A 20,081-nucleotide genomic window follows, 5' to 3' on the forward strand; every position below is an offset into this window, starting at 1 on the left:
ATCACGTTCTTTTTTCATTATATGTTCATCTTTTCCTTTAGTTGTAATCCTGTAACAGATTCTAATACATCCATCGATTCTCCAAATGTCATATCAAAAATTGTATTGTTCTCTATGTACGGAAACTGTCTGAAACGCTTTTCTAACACCTTTACAGCATCTGATGTAAAGTTTGCACTATCAATGCCAAATTCTGTTTCAAGAAGAACGATCCAATCTAACACATGAAAACCTAATCCATTGACGAATGCAATAAGTTTTTCTTCTGGGTTTGAAGATAAGAATACTTGGCGTTCCATCTCACTAAAAAGTTCTTCTCCTAAGATTTCAGCTAACTCATCATCATGTTCACGTTCAACAAGTTCTTCGTAGCCGTAATCATCCACAAGCTCTTCTACTTCTTCACTATCCTGACAAAGCAATTGACTAAGAAGTGCCTCTTTCTTAAATTCACTATTTTGTACGACTTCTAAAAAGCTCGTTTCCCATCCATTTTCTAATTTCATATTATGTACTCCTTTATATACGTTTCTTATCATCACTGTACCCAAAAGATCACTTTTATAACCTTTTAGGTAGTTACTATTATTTCACATGATTCATAACATAAGATGCAAACTCAGCTACATCTCCTTCAAAAATATTTATTTCTGGCAAGTGATAGAACGTTGTTTGGAGCGGGTTTCCTGCATCATATACATATATCGTTTTCTCTAGTGCAATCGCCATTCCAAACTCTGTATGGCTCCCGTTTCCGCCATCTAATATAAGTAAAAACACATCCGCTTCTTTTACAGCATTTTTTTCTGCCTGACCAATTTCTCTTAATTGTTCTTGATTCACTGCTCTTTCGTTTTTGGTCCAATCATATGTATGGTGCCATCCTGCATGTTTCAGTTCATTTGCTACGGAACATACAAGATGTTTATTTTGGAAACCTGAGGCGATATAAAAATTCATTTATATACACTCCTTCATTATGTATGGGGAAACTCCTTTTTAGCGTTAATTGTTATAGCTATAATAAAGAACAACTTCAAAAAAAATCCCCATCTTTAAAACTTATTTGCGTTTAAATGATGGGATGCTTCATGGTCTTCTTTTATTTTTTGTTTTTTATAACTTTCATCAGCTAACATTTCTAGTTCAGCTGTTATCTCTGATTTTTCAAGCTCTCTTTCTTGCGAAAATTTCCTTGAAATATAAACAATAACACTACCAACGTACAACACAAAGCATATAATAAGTGCAGTATTTTCATAGAGACTTAGCTCCAACACAGTCACTCCTAATCCATTCGTATTTTCACGCTTCATTAATTGGAATTTCCCTATTAACCCATTTGTTATCCCGCTATTTGAGGGCAGTAAAACCCCCTCCTCAAATTCCAGTGAAAGCAAAGAAGTCAGATGGAGCATGCCCCCAACTGATTAAAGTTTCACTTTATTGTAACATAAAAATATCAATTCTTGGAATCTTTCACCCTACTAAAAGAGGCATGATTGTTTCATCATGCCTCTGAAATATTTTGAATGATTGTTTTAATTGCTTCTTTTCCATTATATTTTTTTAGTGCTGTTTTATACTTCTCATTATTTTGATTCAATTCTTCGACATACTTTATAAGAGATTTTACAGTTACATCTTCTTCATATAATACGGAGGCATACCCTTGCCTTTCAAAGGACTCTGCATTTAATATTTGATCTCCACGGCTTGCAAATTTCGATAATGGAATTAAAACCATCGGCTTTTGTAATGTTAAAAATTCAAAAATTGCGTTGGAGCCCGCGCGTGAAATAACAAAATCTGTTACCGCTAATATATCTGGCAGTTCTCCATGTACATATTCAAATTGTCTATATCCTTCTTTATTTTGTAAACTTTCATCAAGGTTACCTTTTCCGCAAAGGTGAACAATTTGATACTTTTTAAGAAGTTCTGGTAATGCTTCTCGAGCCGTATCATTAATTTTTTTCGCGCCCAAGCTACCTCCCATAATCGTAATAACTGGCTTTTTACGTGAAAAACCTAAAAATGCTAAACCTGTTTCTCGATTTCCCTTCAGCACTTCTTCACGTACAGGAGATCCCGTATATATTACTTTTTCTTTCGGTAAATGTTTCGCCGCTTCTTCAAATGTAACAAATATTTTCGAAGCAAAACGAAGCGCAATTTTATTTGCTAGTCCTGGCGTCATATCAGATTCATGTAATAAAACTGGTACTCTATTTAGCCATCCTCCAATTACGACTGGTACAGATACGAAACCGCCTTTTGAAAAAATCACATCTGGTTTTAGTTTTCGAATTCTTACATACGCATCCATAACCCCCTTCATTACAAGAAAAGGATCTTTTATATTTTTTAAATCAAAATAACGACGTAGCTTTCCACTCGAAATACTATAGTAGGGAATGCCTTCCTTTTCTATAATCGTTTTCTCAATACCTTGGTGAGAACCAATATAAGAGATATCCCAGTTGTCTTCCTGTAAATATGGGATAATGGCTAAATTAGGTGTTACATGTCCTGCCGAACCGCCACCTGTAAAGACTATTTTCTTCATACGTCTCCCCCTTCTAGACTATAATACACTAAAATATCTTGCCTCAGGGTGAGAAAATACCATAGCCGTTACGGACGCTTCTGGCTCCATCATGAATCCTTCTGTTAATGAAATACCTATTTCCTCTGGATGAATTAAGCGAAATAGCTTTTCTTGATCTGCAAGTTCTGGACACGCCGGATAACCAAATGACACGCGTATTCCTCTATATTTCGTACGGAAACGTTCTTCCATCGTCAGTTCAGGTGAGTCTGGAATGCCCCAGCGGTCACGAATGAGCATATGTGTTTTTTCAGCAAGTCCTTCTGCTAATTCAAGCGCTAACGATTGAATAGCATGACTACGTAAGTAATCACCTTTCGCCTTCCACTCTTCAGCAATGTCCCGAACTCCTTCCCCAACCGTAACAGATAAGAAAGCAACATAGTCCATCTCATCTCCAATTGGGCGCAAATAATCGCCTAAAGTACGATAGGGAGCCTTTCCTTGTCTAGGGAATGTGAAACGCTCTATAACACGCGTATGATCTTCTGGATCATATATTACAATGTTTTGTCCGTCGCTTTGCGCTGGGAAAAATTGATACACTGCTTTCGGCTTTAACCAAGATTGTCCTTCCTGCAATAATTCATCTATTAAATCATTTAATTCATGTGCTCTCTTATCTCCCTCTTTCAAAAGCTTCTTCACATTTCCTTTTAATCCAAGGTGATGCCCCAGTAACATTTGTCTATTTAAAAATGGAGCGAGATGAAGAGCCGGAATATCGCGTAATACAATTCGTTTTGTTGAATCAGGCACCATAACCTCAGCCTTCGGTAATGGCTCAATTACTGCTGGAATTTCTACTTTCTTCTCCTCTATTTTTACGATATGAAGATGACGTTCTTTTTTATCCTGTTTCATCTTCTCACGCTCTTCTTCTTTTTGAAGCTTATTAATAATATCGAGCCCCGTCATCGCATCACTCGCATAACAAACGAGCCCTTTATATGATGGTGAAATTCGATTATCTGTAAACTTTCTCGTTAACGCTGCACCACCTACAACAATGGGCACATCAATATTTGCTGCTTTTAAATCTTCAGCAGTCGTTACCATTTGTTGCGCTGATTTTACTAATAAACCTGAAAGGCCTATAATGTCCGGCTTCTTTTCTTGTACTTCTTGAACAATTCGATCCGAACGTACATTAATTCCTAAATTAATAATCTCATATCCGTTATTCGCTAAAATAATTTCAACGAGATTTTTCCCAATATCATGCACATCACCTTTTACAGTTGCTAATAATACTTTCCCTTTTTTTGCACTATCGCTAGATTCCATATGTGGCTCTAAATAACTTACAGCAGCTTTCATACTTTCGGCACTTTGCAATACTTCAGCAACAATAAGTTCATTATTATTAAATAGTCGTCCTACCTCATCCATCCCTGTCATAAGCGGACCGTTAATAATATCAAGAGGTTTTCTTCCTTCTTCAAGTGCAAGACTTAAATCCTCGTGTAATCCTTGTTTCGTACCTTCTACAATATAATTTGCTAGTCGTTCATCTAGCGTTAACGTTTCTTGCACAACGACATCTTTCTTTTTAGCGACTCGGTAAAAGTTTGTAAATTCTTCTAACGTCTCTTTCGTCGTTTCAAACAGTAATGCATCTGCAAGGTGTTTTTCTTCCTCTGGAATCGACGCATAGCGTTCTAATTTTTCCGTATTAACAATCGCGTAATCTAATCCAGCCTTCGTAGCATGATATAAAAAGACGGAATTCAATACTTCACGTCCAGCCGGTGGTAAACCAAATGATATGTTACTTACACCTAAAATCGTTAAACACTCTGGTAACGCTTCTTTAATAAGGCGAATGCCCTCTATAGTCGCTGCCGCTGAACCAATATATTCTTCATCACCTGTCCCTACTGGAAACACAAGTGCATCAAAAATAATATCTGACGGGCGTATCCCATATTTCGTCGTTAATAATTCGTAACTTCTTTTTGCAATTTCTAATTTTCTTTCAGCACTTACTGCCATACCATCTTCATCGATTGTACCAACTACAATTGCAGCACCATACTTACGAAGAAGCGGTGTTACCTTTTCAAAACGCTCTTCTCCATCTTCTAAATTAATAGAGTTGATAACAGCTTTTCCTTGAATATAAGTAAGTGCTCTTGCCATAACATTTTCATCCGTTGAATCAATCATAATCGGTACTTTTAACACTTTCGTAACTTCTGTCAAAAATTTCTCCATATCTTCTATTTCATCACGATCAGGATCTGCCATACAAATATCAATAATATGAGCATTTTTCTTCACTTGCGCTCTTGCCACTTCAGCAGCCTCTTCAAATTTCCCTTCTGCTACTAATCGTTTAAATTTACGTGATCCAATAACATTCGTTCTTTCACCTACAAATAACGGTCTCATAGACTCATCATATTGCAGTGCCTCTAATCCACTAATTCCATGTCCTTCTCTCTCATGATGGTCACGAGGCTTAAGAGATGCTAGTGCTTCTTTCATTGCTTTTATATGTTCTGGTGTCGTGCCACAACAACCACCGATAATATTAACCCATCCTTCTTCAGCAAATCGCTTCACCTTTTCAGCGAGAGAAGATGGAGACTCATGGTAATGTCCATCTTCATCAGGAAGACCTGCATTTGGATAACAAGAAATGTAACACTCCGATAAATCAGATAGTGAACGAATATGGTCCCTCATAAACTCCGGACCAGTCGCACAATTTAACCCAACAGATAATGGTTTCATATGTTCTACTGATAAATAAAAAGCTTCAATTGTTTGCCCAGCCAGAGTCGTTCCCATTGGCTCAATCGTTCCTGAAATCATAATAGGAACCGTTTTTTTCAGTTCTTCAAAAGCAACTTGAATTCCAATATAAGCTGCTTTCACGTTACGCATATCTTGACTCGTCTCAACGAGTAATACATCAACTTCTCCTTTTAATAATCCTCGTGCCTGCCTTGTATAAGCCTCAATCAATTCTTCAAAAGTCACACCACCAGTAACACTAATTGCTTTCGTTGTTGGTCCCATCGCTCCCGCAACATATACTTCCTTACCGCTTTCTTTAACAGCTTGCTTCGCCAAAAGTGCTGCCTTTTCATTTAGTTCTTCATCTAAATGAGACAGCTCATAATCACTTAGTACAATATTCGTTGCCCCAAATGTATTTGTTTCAATAATATCCGCTCCAGCTTCAATATAAGCTTTATGAATCTTTAAAATAACGTCTGGTCTTGTTTCTACTAAATATTCATTACAGCCCTCGTACTCTTCTCCTCCGAAATCTTCAGCAGTTAAATCCTCTTGCTGAATCATTGTTCCCATTGCACCATCTAATATTAAAATGCTATTTTGTAATTTTTCTTCTATACACTTCATCAATTAATACCTTCTTTCACTTCTTGCTTTTCTCTTACATATTTAACAAGATGTTCTGTAATTTCATATTTTAAAAATGGTGTAATAAGATAAATACCATTAAAATATTTCATCGCTGCGTCGATCAATTCTTGCGAAATGCGAATCCCTTCCTCAATTGCCGCCTCTTTCGTTTCGTGTCCATCCATTCTCTCTCTTATTTCTTCTGGAAGAGTAATACCCGGTACCTCAAAATGAAGAAAATCTGCATTCCGCTTACTTACTAACGGCATAATTCCAATAAAAATAGGTTGTTCCAAATGCTTTGTCGCTTCATACACTTCTTCAATTAACGCGATATCGTAAATTGGCTGAGTTAAAAAATATTCCGCTCCAGCATCTATTTTTCGTTCCATTCGCTTAACCGCTGCTTTTAAGTGCCTCACGTGAGGATTAAATGCGCCGCCTACAGAAAACCTTGTCGCCGGTCCAATTGATTTCCCTAAAATTGAACGTCCATCGTTCATTTCTTTAATCATTTTAATGAGCTCAATAGAGGACAAATCGTATACAGAAGTTGCACCAGGAAAATCACCAACGCGCGCTGGATCACCAGTTAAAGCTAACACTTCTTCCATCCCTAACGCCGATAAACCTAACAAATGAGATTGTAGTCCAATGACGTTATGATCCCTACACGTTAAATGTGTCAATACCGGGATATCATGCTTCGTTAATAACGCACCCATTGCCATATTAGAAATACGAGGCGATGCTAATGAATTATCTGCTAGAGTAATAGCATCTGCTCCCGCTCTTTTTAAAGCTCTTGCTCCTTCAAAAAACCGCTGTGTATCTAACGTTTTCGGTGGATCTAATTCCACTACAACTGTCGTTTGTTTTTTCGCTTTCTCTGCTAGAGTGACGTGAGCCTTCGAACGTTTCTCATGCGTATGAACAACTTTCGGCCTTTGAATGGTGTCTTTTTCTATTACAGGTGTAACATTCGCAACAGCGTGCTTCATACTTTGAATATGTTCTGGAGTCGTACCACAACAACCACCTAATAACCGAATACCTTGCTCAATAAATCTCGGCGTCATCGCCTCAAAATAAGCTGGGCTTCCCTCATATACGTAACGTCCCTCCACATAATTCGGGAGACCTGCATTTGGGTATGCTGATAAATAGCCATTTTGCGGAATCGATATCATTTTGAAAGCCTCCGTCATATGAAGCGGCCCTAGTTGACAATTTAATCCAACAACATTTGCACCGTAATCTATAAGTTGCTTTAATATTTCATTGACATCATTTCCATTTTGAGTCGTACCTGCTTCATGTAACGCTAATTGAGCAACAATTGGAATGTTCGTTTGCTTACGCAATACTTTAACAGCATGAAGTAATTCAAATTCATCGTAAAAAGTTTCTAATAGTAATCCATCAACCTGTTCTTCTAGTAAAGCCCCTGCCTGTTCAAGTAGCATAAACTCCCTTTCCATATCAGTCGTTGTAACGGCTCCGATATGTTTCATACCACCAATTGTTCCTAAAATTGCATTTTTATCTGTCACAGATGCTTTCGCCAGTTTTACTGCCGCTCTATTAATTTCTGTAACTTGATTTTCTAAGCCGTACATACGTAATTTCGCCTCATTTGCTCCATACGTATTCGTTTGAATTACATCTGCTCCAGCAGCTACATATTGTTTATGAATCGATATAATTAAGTCTGGATCAGATACATTCAATTCTTCAAAGCTACTTTGCAAGCCATGTGAATGCAATAACGTCCCAACCGCACCATCACCTATTACAATTCCTTTTGATAATAAATCTAGTAATTTCACGAATCTCCCTCATTTCTATCAATATAAAAACCCCCTCTTCACTTTGAAGAGGGGGACATAATCGTTCCTCCTCTTATTATGCAAAACATTCGTTTTGCAGGTATTAGCACCGTTTCAAACATTTCGTTTGAAGGTTGCCGGGTTTCACAGGGCCTTTCCCTCCACCGCTCTCAATAAGAGTTGTCTTTATTATTTTATTTATGTAGCTAAAAGGAAATGCGTTCCCCTTTTAACAATGTTTGTTAATTTTTTAATAAATTTAGCATGCACAAAAGTAAAAGTCAATGACACTTGCGGAAAAATAAAAATTTTTCAAAATAAAGTTGCAATTCAATTATCTTTTGTTGTAAAGTTAAAAACATAATAAAAATTTCATACGAACATTCTTATCTAGAGAGGTAGAGGGACTGGCCCTGTGACGCCTCAGCAACCATTAACATTTTGTTAATAAGGTGCTAATTCCAGCAAATTGTGAAAGATTTGACAGATGAGAAGAAGACTCTATTCAAACCGAAAGCCTTCTTCTTAGAAGGCTTTTTTTATTTTATATTCACTTAATGTTTCAATTTAAAAAGGAGGAATTTTCACATGTCAACAATCGAAACAAAACTAGCACAAATCGGCAATCGCAGTGAAACTACAACTGGAACGGTTAATCCACCAGTTTATTTCTCAACCGCTTATCGTCATGAAGGAATTGGTAAATCTACTGGCTTTGACTATTCACGAACTGGCAATCCAACTCGAGGTCTTTTAGAACAGGCAATCGCAGACTTAGAATATGGCGAACAAGGTTATGCCTGTAGTTCAGGGATGGCGGCTGTTCTCCTCGTCCTTTCTCTATTCCGCTCTGGAGACGAACTTATTGTATCTGAAGATTTATACGGTGGAACGTATCGATTATTTTCTGAACATGAAAAAAAGTGGAATGTTCGATGTAGATACGTAAATACACAGTCTATTAAACAAATTGAGCAAGCTATCACAACTGAAACGAAGGCTATTTTCATAGAAACTCCAACTAATCCATTAATGCAAGTTACTGATATTGCTGCAGTCGCAACTGTAGCGAAAAGGCACGGACTACTTCTTATTGTAGACAACACATTCTACACACCTTATATACAGCAACCATTAACAGAAGGTGCTGACATTGTACTTCACAGCGCAACGAAATATTTAGGGGGACATAACGATGTACTAAGCGGACTTGTCGTTGCAAAAGGAAAGGAACTTTGTGAAGAAATCGCTCATTATCATAATGCATCAGGTGCAGTTTTAAGCCCATTTGACTCATGGTTATTAATTCGCGGTATGAAAACGTTAGCGCTTCGCATGAGACAGCATGAAGAAAATGCGAAAGCAGTTGTTGCATATTTAAATGATGAAGACGGGGTGACAGATGTATTTTATCCTGGAAGAGGCGGCATGATTTCATTTCGCCTTAAAGATGAAGCTTGGATTAATCCATTCTTACAATCTTTATCCTTAATTACATTTGCCGAAAGTCTTGGTGGTGTAGAAAGTTTAATGACTTATCCAGCAACGCAAACACATGCTGATATTCCTGAAGAAATTAGAACAGCAAACGGTGTATGTAATCGTCTTCTTCGATTCTCCGTTGGCATTGAAAATAGTAACGATTTAATTCAAGACTTAAAGCAAGCCATTAAACTTGTAAAAGAAGGTGTAAGAATATGAGTTATTCTATAGATACACTCTTACTACACAACCAATATAAACATGACTCGCAAACAGGAGCTGTGAACGTTCCTATCTATAACACATCAACTTTTCACCAGTTTGATGTAGATACGTTCGGAAAATATGACTATAGCAGGTCAGGAAATCCAACTCGTGAAGCTCTTGAAGATATCATTGCTTTATTAGAAGGTGGAACAAAGGGATTCGCCTTTGCATCAGGCATTGCAGCGATTTCCACTGCATTCCTCCTTCTTTCACAAGGTGATCACGTACTCATTTCAGAAGATGTATACGGAGGAACTTACCGAGTGATAACTGAGGTACTCTCCCGTTACGGTGTTTCACATACATTTGTTGATATGACCAATTTAGAAGAAATAAAACAAAGCATTAAACCAAATACAAAGCTCTTTTATGTAGAAACACCTTCTAATCCACTTTTAAAGGTGACAGATATTCGCGAGGTTTCTAAACTTGCAAAATCTATTGGGGCTCTTACTTTTGTTGATAATACATTTTTGACACCACTATTCCAAAAACCACTTGAACTTGGAGCTGATGTTGTTCTTCATAGTGCCACAAAATTTATTGCTGGGCATAGTGATGTTACTGCCGGATTAGCAGTAGTAAAAGATGCAGAACTCGCTCAAAAACTTGGATTTTTACAAAATGCATTCGGTGCTATTTTAGGACCTCAAGATTGTTCTCTCGTACTTCGCGGTCTAAAAACATTACATGTACGCCTCGAGCATTCAGCTAAAAATGCCAATAAAATTGCACATTATTTACAAGAGCACGCTAAAGTACAAAATGTCTATTATCCGGGATTACAAACACATCTCGGATTTGATATTCAACAATCTCAAGCAACATCAGCTGGAGCAGTCTTATCATTTACTTTGCAGTCAGAAGATGCACTCCGCCAATTTTTATCAAAAGTAAAATTACCTGTTTTTGCAGTTAGTTTAGGAGCTGTAGAGTCAATTCTTTCTTATCCAGCAAAAATGTCACATGCAGCACTGTCGCAAGAAGCTCGTGATGAAAGAGGAATCTCTAATTCATTACTTCGGTTATCAGTCGGTCTTGAAAATGTTAACGATTTAATATCCGATTTTGAAAATGCCCTTTCTTATGTAGAAGAACCTGTAAATGCATAGAGAAAAAAGAAGATATGAGAATAGGTTTTCATATCTTCTTTTTATGCGATTTAGTTATAGTCATTTGAAATTTTTCTTATAGTCCATAAAAAATAAAAGTATATCATCTATTTCTAAATAATTGATTAATTGATATATTAAAAAATAAAAAGGGGTAAAAATAATGGATACTTGTGCAGATATTTTAATCGTTATCGATTTACAAAATGGCGTATGTTATGGCGGAGAGCATTTATTTGATTTACAGAACTTACTAACAAAAGTAAATAAAAGAATTTCTTCATACAGAAAATTAAATAAACCAATCCTTTTTGTTCAACATTGTGATGATGATTTAGTACCCGAGAAAGAACTTTGGGCTATTCATACCGATCTTGATGTTCAAGAACAAGATTTTTTTGTAAGAAAAACACATGCAAATTCATTTTATAAAACAAACTTAAAAGAAATTTTAGATCAATTATCTGTAAATCGCATTGAATTTTGCGGTGCCCAAACAGAGTACTGTATGGATGCTACGATTAAGTTTGCCCACGGACTGGGATACGAAAACTTTATGATACAGAAAACAACCTCTACGTTGAATAATCCTTTTATGTCCGCAAAAGAGACAATTGATTTTTACGAGAACATATGGAATCACAGATTTTTAACGTTGCTAAAAGATGAATTTTAGAATAAATGACTAATGACTTGATTATCCTAAGATTTATCAGCCGTAATCAAATATTTCATTATCACCATAAAGAAGCGAATTACATTCAGCTTCTTTTCTTTTAACCTGTTTTATATTCTATATATATCATTATAATTCCTTTGTCATATTATTTTAAAAATTTCGTATATTCATTTGAAAGAATAAGAAAATCATGATAAAATTGTGTTACAAATATATCTATATCTTTCAATTTTTAAAACGCATCGAAATTTTCACCCAAAAATGTCATTTTACAAAAACGTGCTAATTTACCTATTTTATTTACATCATGGTCTCTTTTCTTACAATTTCTTTACTTTAGGACTTTTTTTCTGCAACAACTATTTTCTTTTCTTTAAATTTTTGGTATGTATAGTATGGTATAATAGCTCACACGGAGGTGGAAAAGAACATGTTAGAAACCTTTCAAAAAGAATTAGAACTATATGAAAGTAATGCAGAATTATTAAAAGTGCTGGCTCATCCTGTTCGTTTATGTATCGTAAAAGGATTAATTGAGCGCGGTCCAAGCAACGTTTCTACAATGTACACTGGCTTAAACATGCCACAATCTACAATTTCACAGCATTTAGCAAAATTAAAAAGCGCTAAAATCGTTTCTAGTGAAAGAAAAGGATTGGAAATTTATTACAAAGTAGAGAACGAAACAATAATTCAACTCGTTCGCGTATTATTAGGTTAGGGACTAATAATCGAAGAAAAAGAACGTATTCTATATTTTTTATCTCATATCTTTAATATAAATATATATCATGAGAGGAAATATATAATACTACATAAGTCGTATTAAAAAACAAGACACAGTATATACTGTGTCTTGTTTTTTATATTGTTACATACCGCTCCAAATGTAAATGTTGCATATCTTTTGTATGTATAACAACATCAAACGCACTCCCTACTCCTCCATTCAAAATCATAGAACGAACTGCTCGATTTTGTTTTTGCGTTTCAGAAAAAGGATTCATATCTTGATGGCTGGTAAGCTGTTCTAATATCCCTGCAGCTAACAAGAACTCAGATTGTTTCTTATGCCATACTGCACTCATTCCTTGCATACTAAACATCTCCTTTAGCTCGTCCCAATGAATATGAGTAGTAAGATCCATTTCACCTGGATGCGCTAGTGGGTTACGTATTAGCTTATGCTGATAATAACCTCGCAAACTTCCTTCACGGTGTGCTGGATGCATCCATTCTTCTTTTGTGTATCCGTAATCAACTGTAATACATATACCTTTTTGAAACCATTTCGCGATTTCTTTTATATACTCCTCCATCACAATTGGTACTTCAAAACGTTGCCCTTCAGCAATATGAATATTATATTTCAATAAATATCGACCAATTCTTTTATCTAACGGCCTACATACTTCTGAAAGGTTTCCTTCCTCTGTATATGTAATACGCACTTCATACAACATACCATTTCTTTTCTCAATTATTTCAACAGGAAATGCATCAAACAACTCATTCGAAAAGAGAATTCCCTCGAAAGAATCTCCCATTTCACTATAGGAGGTATAGTACGATACATTAGAAAATGAGCCAAGTTGCTCCTGCTGTAATTTCCTATGAAAAGGGCTCACTTCAATCATTGAATAGTTTAAATCAATAAAGGTTTTTGGAGATAATTGCTTCCATTCTTGTAAAACATCATAGGCAAACTTTCCAGTTCCCCCACCAACCTCACAAATATTCGAAGCAACTTCACCATTTTCAACAAGACGAATAAAAAGTTTAGCAAAAGTTTTTGCAAAAACAGAGGATACATTGCTACTTGTAAAAAAATCCCCTTGTCTTCCAATCTTTTCACGTGCTTTCATATAATATCCATGACCTTCTGTATACAATACAAGGTTCATATACGTACTATATGAAATTGAATAATCCTTTTCTTTCCCCATCCATTCTCTTAAAATGAGCTCCATTCCCATAATGACTCCTTATTGTAAAAACGGATTATTTTCTTTTTCAAAACCAATGCTTGTTTCTGGACCATGTCCACATAACACCGCTGTCTCATCTGGTAATACAAATAATTTCTCTTCAATACTTCCAATTAATTCAGCAAAACTTCCACCAGGCAAATCTGTTCTTCCAATGCTCATTTGGAACAATACATCTCCTGAGAATACAGCATTTGCCTCTTTACTATAATAAGAAATACTTCCTGGAGAATGTCCTGGCGTCTCAAAAATTTCAAAATTAAATGATCCAATTGTTAATGTACCTTCTGCATCAATAATATGATCCGCTGGTTTTGCTGTAATACTGCGGTTCATCATAAAAATTTGAGAGCCGTTTACAGTTGCATCTCCTAACCAATCTACTTCTTCTTTATGTACGTATACAGGAATATGAAAAGCGTCTCTTACCGCATCAACAGCACCGATATGATCAAAGTGAGCATGCGTTAATAAAACAGCCAATGGTTTTAATTGTTCTTCTTGTAAATATGTAACGAGCTTTTCACCTTCGTGCCCAGGGTCAAAGATAATGCACTCTTTTTGATCGTTCATTAAAATATAAGCATTTGTTTGTAATGGGCCTAACGGCATTTGTATCCATTCCATATGAAAATCTCCTCCAGTTATTAAACTTACTTTTAATGATACAACATTTCTTTCTCTTAGGAAAAGAAAGGATGCTATCTCGACAATCATTTTTAAAACATGTACAATATAAAAGAGTAAATATTCCCAAAACTCATAATAAGAAATGGGTAGACAGAGGAGGATATTGTATGGGCCTTGTTATTATTTTTACACTTGTCACTCTGTTAGCTGTATTTGCTACGCTTAGAACACTTCGTGAAAAAAACTTTTTCGCGAGCGGCTTTGCAATTGCAACTGTACTCGTTTTCGGATGGTTTACGATCATGACTGTTCTATATAACGGGTATCCACCAGCAGCTTAATTCGTTTACACTTTATTCTTCATCGAGATTTCACACAAAAAGAGGAAGGGTTCCCCCTTCCTCTTTTCATATTTCAAAACTTATATCATCTTCGCTTCGTATTTGTGCTTTTTTACAAGCCAAGCTCCTCCGATAACACCTGCATCATTACCAAGTGTTGCAATAGCTAACTTCGTGCTCTTTACAGCACGTGAGAAAGCGTATTGCTCGAAATAGCGTTGAATTGGTTCTAATAGCGCATCTCCAGCTTTAGACACGCCTCCACCAATAACAATTTTCTCTGGGTTCAACGTACTAGATAGGTTCGCTACAGCTAACCCTAAATAAGAAGCTACCTTTTCTACTACTTCGCCTGCTAATTCATCACCTTGTCCAAGTGCTTCAAAGACATCTTTTGATGTAATACGTCCTTCTTCAGCTAACATAGAACGCAACATGCTTTCTTTATTAGTCTCTTGTATTTTTTGCATAGCAACACGTACAATACCTGTCGCAGATGCTACTGTTTCTAAGCAACCAGACTTCCCGCAATTACATGGGAAAGCATTTTCTGTAACTACTGTAATATGTCCAATCTCACCAGCAGCACCACTCACGCCGTGTACAATCTCACCATTGGCGATTACACCACCACCAACGCCCGTACCAAGTGTCATGCAGATTAAATCTTTTGCACCTTCACCAGCACCTTTCCACATTTCACCAAGCGCTGCTAAGTTTGCATCATTATCAATAACAACAGGTAATCCTGTTTCTACTTCTAATAAATCTTTTAGCGGATAGTTTTTCCACCCTAAATTAACCGCTTCATAAATCATTCCAGATGCCACATGTACAGGGCCAGGAGCTCCCATACCAATACCAATTAACTTGCTCTTCAATTCGCCTAATTCTTCTAGCTTTTTATCAATTGCTTTCGCAACATCAAGTGTAATATGTTTTCCTTGCTCACCTGTATTTGTAGGGATTTCCCACTTATGTAAAATTTCGCCGTATACATTAATAAATGCTAATTTAATCGTTGTCCCACCAAGGTCAACACCAACTAACCATTTCTCTTCCATGTTGCTTACCTACCTTTATCTAATTCTTATTTAGCTCTTTTTGAATTTCTTGCTTCAATAAAAATAAAGCTGTTTGATAGTCTTGTGGATCGATTAGCTGTGATTGATTTAATTCACGCAATTCATCTTGCATTAATTGTAAATCTGCAATTCGATCTCCCGTATAAATAATCGTACCAAATTTCTTTAGCAATTGCTGAATATCATAAATAGATACCATTTCATCACCCTCTATGCTCACTTACTATAAAAATTATAATAAGAAAACGTTCACATATTTTATTATAATCAAGAAGAAAAAGTCTCGTCAATTTTTATTTGTCTATACAAGCTCATTTATAAGCATTGTTCCTTTTTCTGTAATAATTTTTTCTATATTTTTATCAAATGGCTCTACCGGAATGTGTTTTACCATTTGAAAATCATATGCTAATGATAGCGTTTTCCCTTTATAATGCACGAGATAACGATCATAATAGCCCCCGCCGTATCCAATCCGTTCTCCTCGCTCTGTATAAGCTACGCCTGGCACAATTTGAAGATCAATGTCATCCGCACTCACTTCTTCCGTAAGTCCCGGAATCGGTTCACGTAAATTCATATACACCGTTTCTAATTGATCAAAATCACTAATTTTCCGGAAGGACATCGTTCTTGTTCCTTTATTACACTTAGGAACTACAACTTTCTTTCCTTCTTCCCAAGCTTTTTCGATAATAGGATATGTATTCACTTCATTTTCCATTGAAAGAGTAATTCCAATTGTTTTAGCTTCAACCCACTCTTTTTGCGCATACAACGAAAATGCAATCTGTTCTGATAAAGTTGTATATTGTTCTTCTGATAAAGAATTCATGTGTTCTATTATTTGTTTACGCAAACGCACTTTCTCTTCTTTCACACATTCTCCTCCTTACAGTGACACTTTACTCTATGATGATAGTGTATCACTTTTAACATAGGAATCGAATAAAAAAAGAAACAGTAGGAAAATATTCCTACTGCTTACTTTGTTTCACGGTGTAACGTAGACTTCTTGTCACGCTTGCAATACTTTTTAAGCTCGATACGCTCAGCGTTGTTACGTTTATTTTTCTTTGAGATATAGTTACGATCTCCGCATTCTGTACATGCTAGAGTAATATTCACACGCATTCTTATTTCCCTCCAGTACTAATAACTTAAATCAGACTATACTATAATACCACTTTTAAAATAAAAATTCTACACCTTTTGATATTGTCTAATTTTTTCTATAAGATTTTTCATATTTTCCCTTGCTATTACTGGGTTTCTAGCATGTGAATACACTAAAAATTTTGGTTGTTTTGTGTCAGAAACGATATAAGACCACTCTTTTTCAGTATATTTGAACTGTACTCCTTCAAATATGCCTTCTCCCTTCCTTTCAATATCATCCAATAATTTCCTCATAATTTCCCCTTTTTCATTCCATGAACATACCACTTCATCATAAAGTAAATAGAGCGGAGGTGATTGCTCTACTATGCTGAGAAACGTTTTTCCTTGCAATGCTATTAGCTCAAATAATTTTCCAATTCGATATAAAATATCTCGCTTCCACCTTACTTGAAACGACTTCCTTTCATCCTGCGTATAAAAAAGAAGATAACATTCTCCTAATTTCAAAGACATTGGGTAAATATTTCCTGTAGATTCGAGTAAGAAATCTGGAATATCTACCTCTTCTAAATCTGTACCCTGGTAAATATTACTATGTTTATCGTATAACTCGAAATGATTTCCTTGCTCAGAAAACATAAGAGCCATATTCGCTTTACTTGATTTCATCAAAGCTTTCACATGATCTTTTTGTTCACTTGCATAAATCCATGTAACTGTACAACCAAGTCTTTGTAGAAAGAGCATAAGTAAATGTTGCAACGTATCATTTCTCTTATTAATAAGAAGATGAAACTTCTGCATCTGTATTTTCTCGATATCAATATGCCCCAATATAACTTCTATATACTCATTCATAGAAACATGAACCAGCTTATTTCGCCCCATCTCTTTCTCATGCACGTAATAAAACAATTCGGACATATATACTTGTTCTATCTCTTTTTGCTGCTTATACGTTAACGGCATGCCAGCTTGACCATACAACTTTATAACAATCTCATTCTCATTCTCCACTTGAATGAAAACCCCACCTGCACATTGCAAATGATGAACACTATATTGAAAAAGTGACTCGTTCATTTCTTTGCATTCCATCGTATGAATCCCTATACCATGAATAGCATGTAAAAATAAATTTTTATAAGAGGTTGTTTCTATATTTTCTTGACTTCCAATTAATATACTTTCTCCTTTTGTAAAAAGAGAGCCATACGCCATCGCAATCTTCACGATAAACTGGGGAGTAATTTCAACATTCCCTCTTCCTACAATGCGGCTTTTTTGTAACCACCCTGCACTCATTTCACTCTCTTGAATACCAGCCGCTCCTACTATCGAATGACTATCAATCGCCTTATAAGGCCATAGTTTTCCTTTTTGCTTAATTATCGTACTTCTCCCGATATGACAGTGATCCGCTACAATGCTTTTTTGAAACAGTGTAACGTCATCTTCAACTATTGTACGCTCTCCTATTGTCGTTTCTAATAGTTCACAATACTTTCCAATATGGGCATTTGCAAAAACAATACTTTTTTGAAGATGAGAATAATTTGAAATGATACTATTTTTTCCAATAATAGAATATGGCTCAATTACAGCTCCTGTACCAATCTTTGCTCCTTCTCCAATGAAAGAGGGGCCATGAATTTTTGTCCCTTTCCCAATCGTCACCCCTTCTCCCATCCATACCATCGGTAATACTTCCGTATAAGGAATAGGTACTTGTAACTTTTTCGTTAACAAATCAAATTGTGCTTGTCGATATTGATTAAATGTGCCGATATCTAACCAATAACCTTCTGACAAATATGCGAATAACACATTTTTGTTTGCCAATAACGGAAACACATCATGACTGAAATCAAAAAATTGTCTAGGCGGTATGTAAGAAAAGATTTCTGGCTCCATAATATATATGCCTGTATTCACAACATTAGATACTACCTCATTCCAACCCGGCTTTTCTATATATCGTGTAACCTCCTGGTCTTTATTCATTACAACCAATCCAAATGAGAGTGGATTTTCTACTTCTTTCACAAACATTGTTACCATTCTTTTCTTTTGTTCATGAAACCTAATTCCTTCTGATAATTGAAAGTCAGTTAATGCATCCCCGCTTATTACAACAAATGTTTCATCTAAAAATTGTTCTGCTTGTTTAATACTCCCTGCTGTACCAAGCGGAGGAGAGTCTTCAAAATAATACAAGTTAACTCCCCATTTACTACCATCACCAAAATATCGCTTAATCGTAGTACTCATATATTGAACAGTAATTGCAATTTCACGAATACCATGCTGGCGTAATAACTCAATATTGTATTCTAAAACTGGTTTTTCTAATAATGGTAACATCGGCTTTGGAGTATTACATGTTAATGGTCTAAGGCGTCTTCCTTTTCCTCCAGCTAAAATAACCCCCTTCATATACTTCAGCCTCCACTTATATAATGTTCAGTAGCTCCATATACCATATGTATATTCTCTATCCCACATGAACTAGCAGCATAAACTTGATTAGTTAAACGAATCCTCATTTAAAAGACCCTATAATTAAATTTCCCACCTATAAAAACGTACGTTTCAAACGACAAGAAAGCGCTTACTATTAATTGATAAATAATACTTATTAACGAACAACATATATACTAATTTTCCCATTACATTATGATACATCTTATCATCATAAACTAAAGGAAACAACAAGCTTTTTTTGTCATGTTTTGACTAAAAAAAGCAGGTGATTTCTCATCACCTACTTTTATTCCTACTCATTCAATAAATAATGCTTTCCTTTTACTAAATAAAATACATTTTCAGCAATATTTGTAATATGGTCTGCTACACGCTCAATATATCTCGCCACAAATGATAATTGTGTAATTTGCGTAATTGCTTCTGGTTGTTCCGGAACTGAAGATATAAACTCACGAATTGCTTTTCCATATATTTCATCAACGGAATCATCCATTTCAGCAATTTGTTTCGCGAAAGTTAAATTTTCTTGTTCATATGCTTCTAACGCTAAATGCAACATCTTATTTGCAACCGCAAACATTTCATCCAGGTTGTGCAAACTAACAGCCACTTCTTTTTCCCCAAGACGAATTGTAGCCTTTGCAATATTAACAGCATGATCTGCAATACGCTCTAAATCTGTCGCTGTTTTAATTGAAATAAAGATCCTTCTTAAGTCACTTGCTACAGGTTGCTGCTTCGTAATGAGCATAAGCGCAAGATCGTTTATTTCCTCTTCTAAATTATCCATACGGTAATCACCATCAATGACCTCTAACGCTTTCTCTACATCCCTTGTATGCAGACCTTCCATAGCAATCAATAAAGCCGCATTTGCTAATTCGCCAAGCTCAATCACCTTTTGCTGTAACACTTTTAAATCACCTTGAAACTGTTCTCTTACCATTTTTTCTTCCCCCTCAATATTATGTGCCATTATATACAAAGTGAAACTTTAATCACCCCTCATCAATCGGGCTTTTACAGGCCGCCTGCCCACCTAACTTCTTTGCTTTTGCTGAATTTTGAGG

General features: G+C 35.8%; 19 protein-coding genes and 2 riboswitches. Of the genes, 5 read left to right on the forward strand and 14 right to left on the reverse strand.

Annotated features, from left to right (window positions below; all coding sequences use genetic code 11):
- Positions 1-17 precede the first annotated feature (17 nt).
- The 6 genes from ACW0JX_RS20695 to ACW0JX_RS20720 all read right to left on the reverse strand — a co-directional run bounded on the left by ACW0JX_RS20695 (position 18) and on the right by ACW0JX_RS20720 (position 7,818).
- The gene (locus ACW0JX_RS20695) at positions 18-506 is read right to left on the reverse strand and encodes a hypothetical protein (RefSeq protein ID WP_139213257.1); all 489 of its coding nucleotides are present in this window, start codon (positions 504-506) and stop codon (positions 18-20) included.
- A gap of 79 nt (positions 507-585) precedes the next feature.
- Positions 586-960, reverse strand: coding sequence for a nucleoside 2-deoxyribosyltransferase (locus ACW0JX_RS20700; RefSeq protein WP_088020495.1), 375 nt, complete (start codon positions 958-960; stop codon positions 586-588).
- A 95-nt stretch (positions 961-1,055) separates the two neighbouring features.
- Entirely contained in the window at positions 1,056-1,316 is a 261-nt protein-coding gene (locus ACW0JX_RS20705; protein WP_000817964.1) for a DUF3966 domain-containing protein, read from the reverse strand.
- Positions 1,317-1,510: 194 nt separating this feature from the next.
- Complete coding sequence (gene murG, locus ACW0JX_RS20710) at positions 1,511-2,569, reverse strand: undecaprenyldiphospho-muramoylpentapeptide beta-N-acetylglucosaminyltransferase (protein ID WP_000724780.1); 1,059 nt, start codon at positions 2,567-2,569, stop codon at positions 1,511-1,513.
- Between the two features lie 18 nt (positions 2,570-2,587).
- Positions 2,588-5,986 carry a methionine synthase gene (gene metH / locus ACW0JX_RS20715; protein WP_095690213.1) on the reverse strand — a complete coding sequence of 1,133 codons (3,399 nt, stop codon included), beginning with the start codon at positions 5,984-5,986 and terminating at the stop codon, positions 2,588-2,590.
- Positions 5,986-7,818 carry a bifunctional homocysteine S-methyltransferase/methylenetetrahydrofolate reductase gene (locus ACW0JX_RS20720; RefSeq protein ID WP_000770353.1) on the reverse strand — a complete coding sequence of 611 codons (1,833 nt, stop codon included), beginning with the start codon at positions 7,816-7,818 and terminating at the stop codon, positions 5,986-5,988. Before ACW0JX_RS20720 ends, metH begins: the two co-directional genes overlap by 1 nt.
- 70 nt (positions 7,819-7,888) lie before the next feature.
- Positions 7,889-7,998, reverse strand: a riboswitch (SAM riboswitch).
- Positions 7,999-8,201: 203 nt separating this feature from the next.
- Positions 8,202-8,312, forward strand: a riboswitch (SAM riboswitch).
- 94 nt (positions 8,313-8,406) lie between these two features.
- On the opposite strand from ACW0JX_RS20720, the gene metI reads away from it, so the two are divergent.
- The 4 genes from metI to ACW0JX_RS20740 all read left to right on the forward strand — a co-directional run bounded on the left by metI (position 8,407) and on the right by ACW0JX_RS20740 (position 12,079).
- On the forward strand, positions 8,407-9,519 hold the full coding sequence (metI, locus tag ACW0JX_RS20725) for a cystathionine gamma-synthase/O-acetylhomoserine thiolyase (RefSeq protein ID WP_000103889.1): 1,113 nt from the start codon (positions 8,407-8,409) through the stop codon (positions 9,517-9,519).
- Positions 9,516-10,679 (forward strand): cystathionine beta-lyase, encoded by a 1,164-nt coding sequence (gene metC / locus ACW0JX_RS20730; RefSeq protein WP_023523020.1) that lies wholly within the window; start codon positions 9,516-9,518, stop codon positions 10,677-10,679. Before metI ends, metC begins: the two co-directional genes overlap by 4 nt.
- A gap of 163 nt (positions 10,680-10,842) precedes the next feature.
- A complete protein-coding gene (locus ACW0JX_RS20735; RefSeq protein ID WP_069356200.1) occupies positions 10,843-11,355 on the forward strand; it encodes a cysteine hydrolase family protein in 513 nt (170 codons plus the stop codon).
- A gap of 433 nt (positions 11,356-11,788) precedes the next feature.
- A complete protein-coding gene (locus tag ACW0JX_RS20740) occupies positions 11,789-12,079 on the forward strand; it encodes an ArsR/SmtB family transcription factor (protein WP_000894377.1) in 291 nt (96 codons plus the stop codon).
- Between the two features lie 142 nt (positions 12,080-12,221).
- Here the strand turns inward: ACW0JX_RS20740 and ACW0JX_RS20745 are convergent, their stop codons facing one another.
- Both ACW0JX_RS20745 and ACW0JX_RS20750 read right to left on the reverse strand, forming a co-directional pair.
- Positions 12,222-13,334 carry a class I SAM-dependent methyltransferase gene (locus tag ACW0JX_RS20745; RefSeq protein ID WP_095690210.1) on the reverse strand — a complete coding sequence of 371 codons (1,113 nt, stop codon included), beginning with the start codon at positions 13,332-13,334 and terminating at the stop codon, positions 12,222-12,224.
- 9 nt (positions 13,335-13,343) lie between these two features.
- Positions 13,344-13,973, reverse strand: coding sequence for an MBL fold metallo-hydrolase (locus ACW0JX_RS20750; RefSeq protein WP_459245039.1), 630 nt, complete (start codon positions 13,971-13,973; stop codon positions 13,344-13,346).
- 170 nt (positions 13,974-14,143) lie between these two features.
- Between ACW0JX_RS20750 and ACW0JX_RS20755 the strand changes: the two genes are divergently transcribed.
- Positions 14,144-14,317 carry a DUF2759 domain-containing protein gene (locus ACW0JX_RS20755; RefSeq protein WP_000524852.1) on the forward strand — a complete coding sequence of 58 codons (174 nt, stop codon included), beginning with the start codon at positions 14,144-14,146 and terminating at the stop codon, positions 14,315-14,317.
- A gap of 80 nt (positions 14,318-14,397) precedes the next feature.
- Here ACW0JX_RS20755 and glcK read toward each other — a convergent pair whose 3' ends face one another.
- The 6 genes from glcK to phoU all read right to left on the reverse strand — a co-directional run bounded on the left by glcK (position 14,398) and on the right by phoU (position 19,957).
- The gene (gene glcK / locus ACW0JX_RS20760) at positions 14,398-15,381 is read right to left on the reverse strand and encodes a glucokinase (protein WP_000391701.1); all 984 of its coding nucleotides are present in this window, start codon (positions 15,379-15,381) and stop codon (positions 14,398-14,400) included.
- Between the two features lie 19 nt (positions 15,382-15,400).
- The gene (locus tag ACW0JX_RS20765) at positions 15,401-15,601 is read right to left on the reverse strand and encodes a YqgQ family protein (protein ID WP_000253699.1); all 201 of its coding nucleotides are present in this window, start codon (positions 15,599-15,601) and stop codon (positions 15,401-15,403) included.
- Between the two features lie 102 nt (positions 15,602-15,703).
- A complete protein-coding gene (locus tag ACW0JX_RS20770; RefSeq protein WP_000656861.1) occupies positions 15,704-16,282 on the reverse strand; it encodes a 5-formyltetrahydrofolate cyclo-ligase in 579 nt (192 codons plus the stop codon).
- A gap of 104 nt (positions 16,283-16,386) precedes the next feature.
- Positions 16,387-16,536 (reverse strand): 50S ribosomal protein L33, encoded by a 150-nt coding sequence (gene rpmG / locus ACW0JX_RS20775; protein WP_001265616.1) that lies wholly within the window; start codon positions 16,534-16,536, stop codon positions 16,387-16,389.
- A 69-nt stretch (positions 16,537-16,605) separates the two neighbouring features.
- A complete protein-coding gene (locus ACW0JX_RS20780; RefSeq protein WP_097821477.1) occupies positions 16,606-18,960 on the reverse strand; it encodes a sugar phosphate nucleotidyltransferase in 2,355 nt (784 codons plus the stop codon).
- A 340-nt stretch (positions 18,961-19,300) separates the two neighbouring features.
- Entirely contained in the window at positions 19,301-19,957 is a 657-nt protein-coding gene (phoU, locus tag ACW0JX_RS20785; RefSeq protein WP_000251246.1) for a phosphate signaling complex protein PhoU, read from the reverse strand.
- Positions 19,958-20,081: the final 124 nt, after the last annotated feature.

The organism is Bacillus sp. C-3-6, from assembly GCF_054509685.1.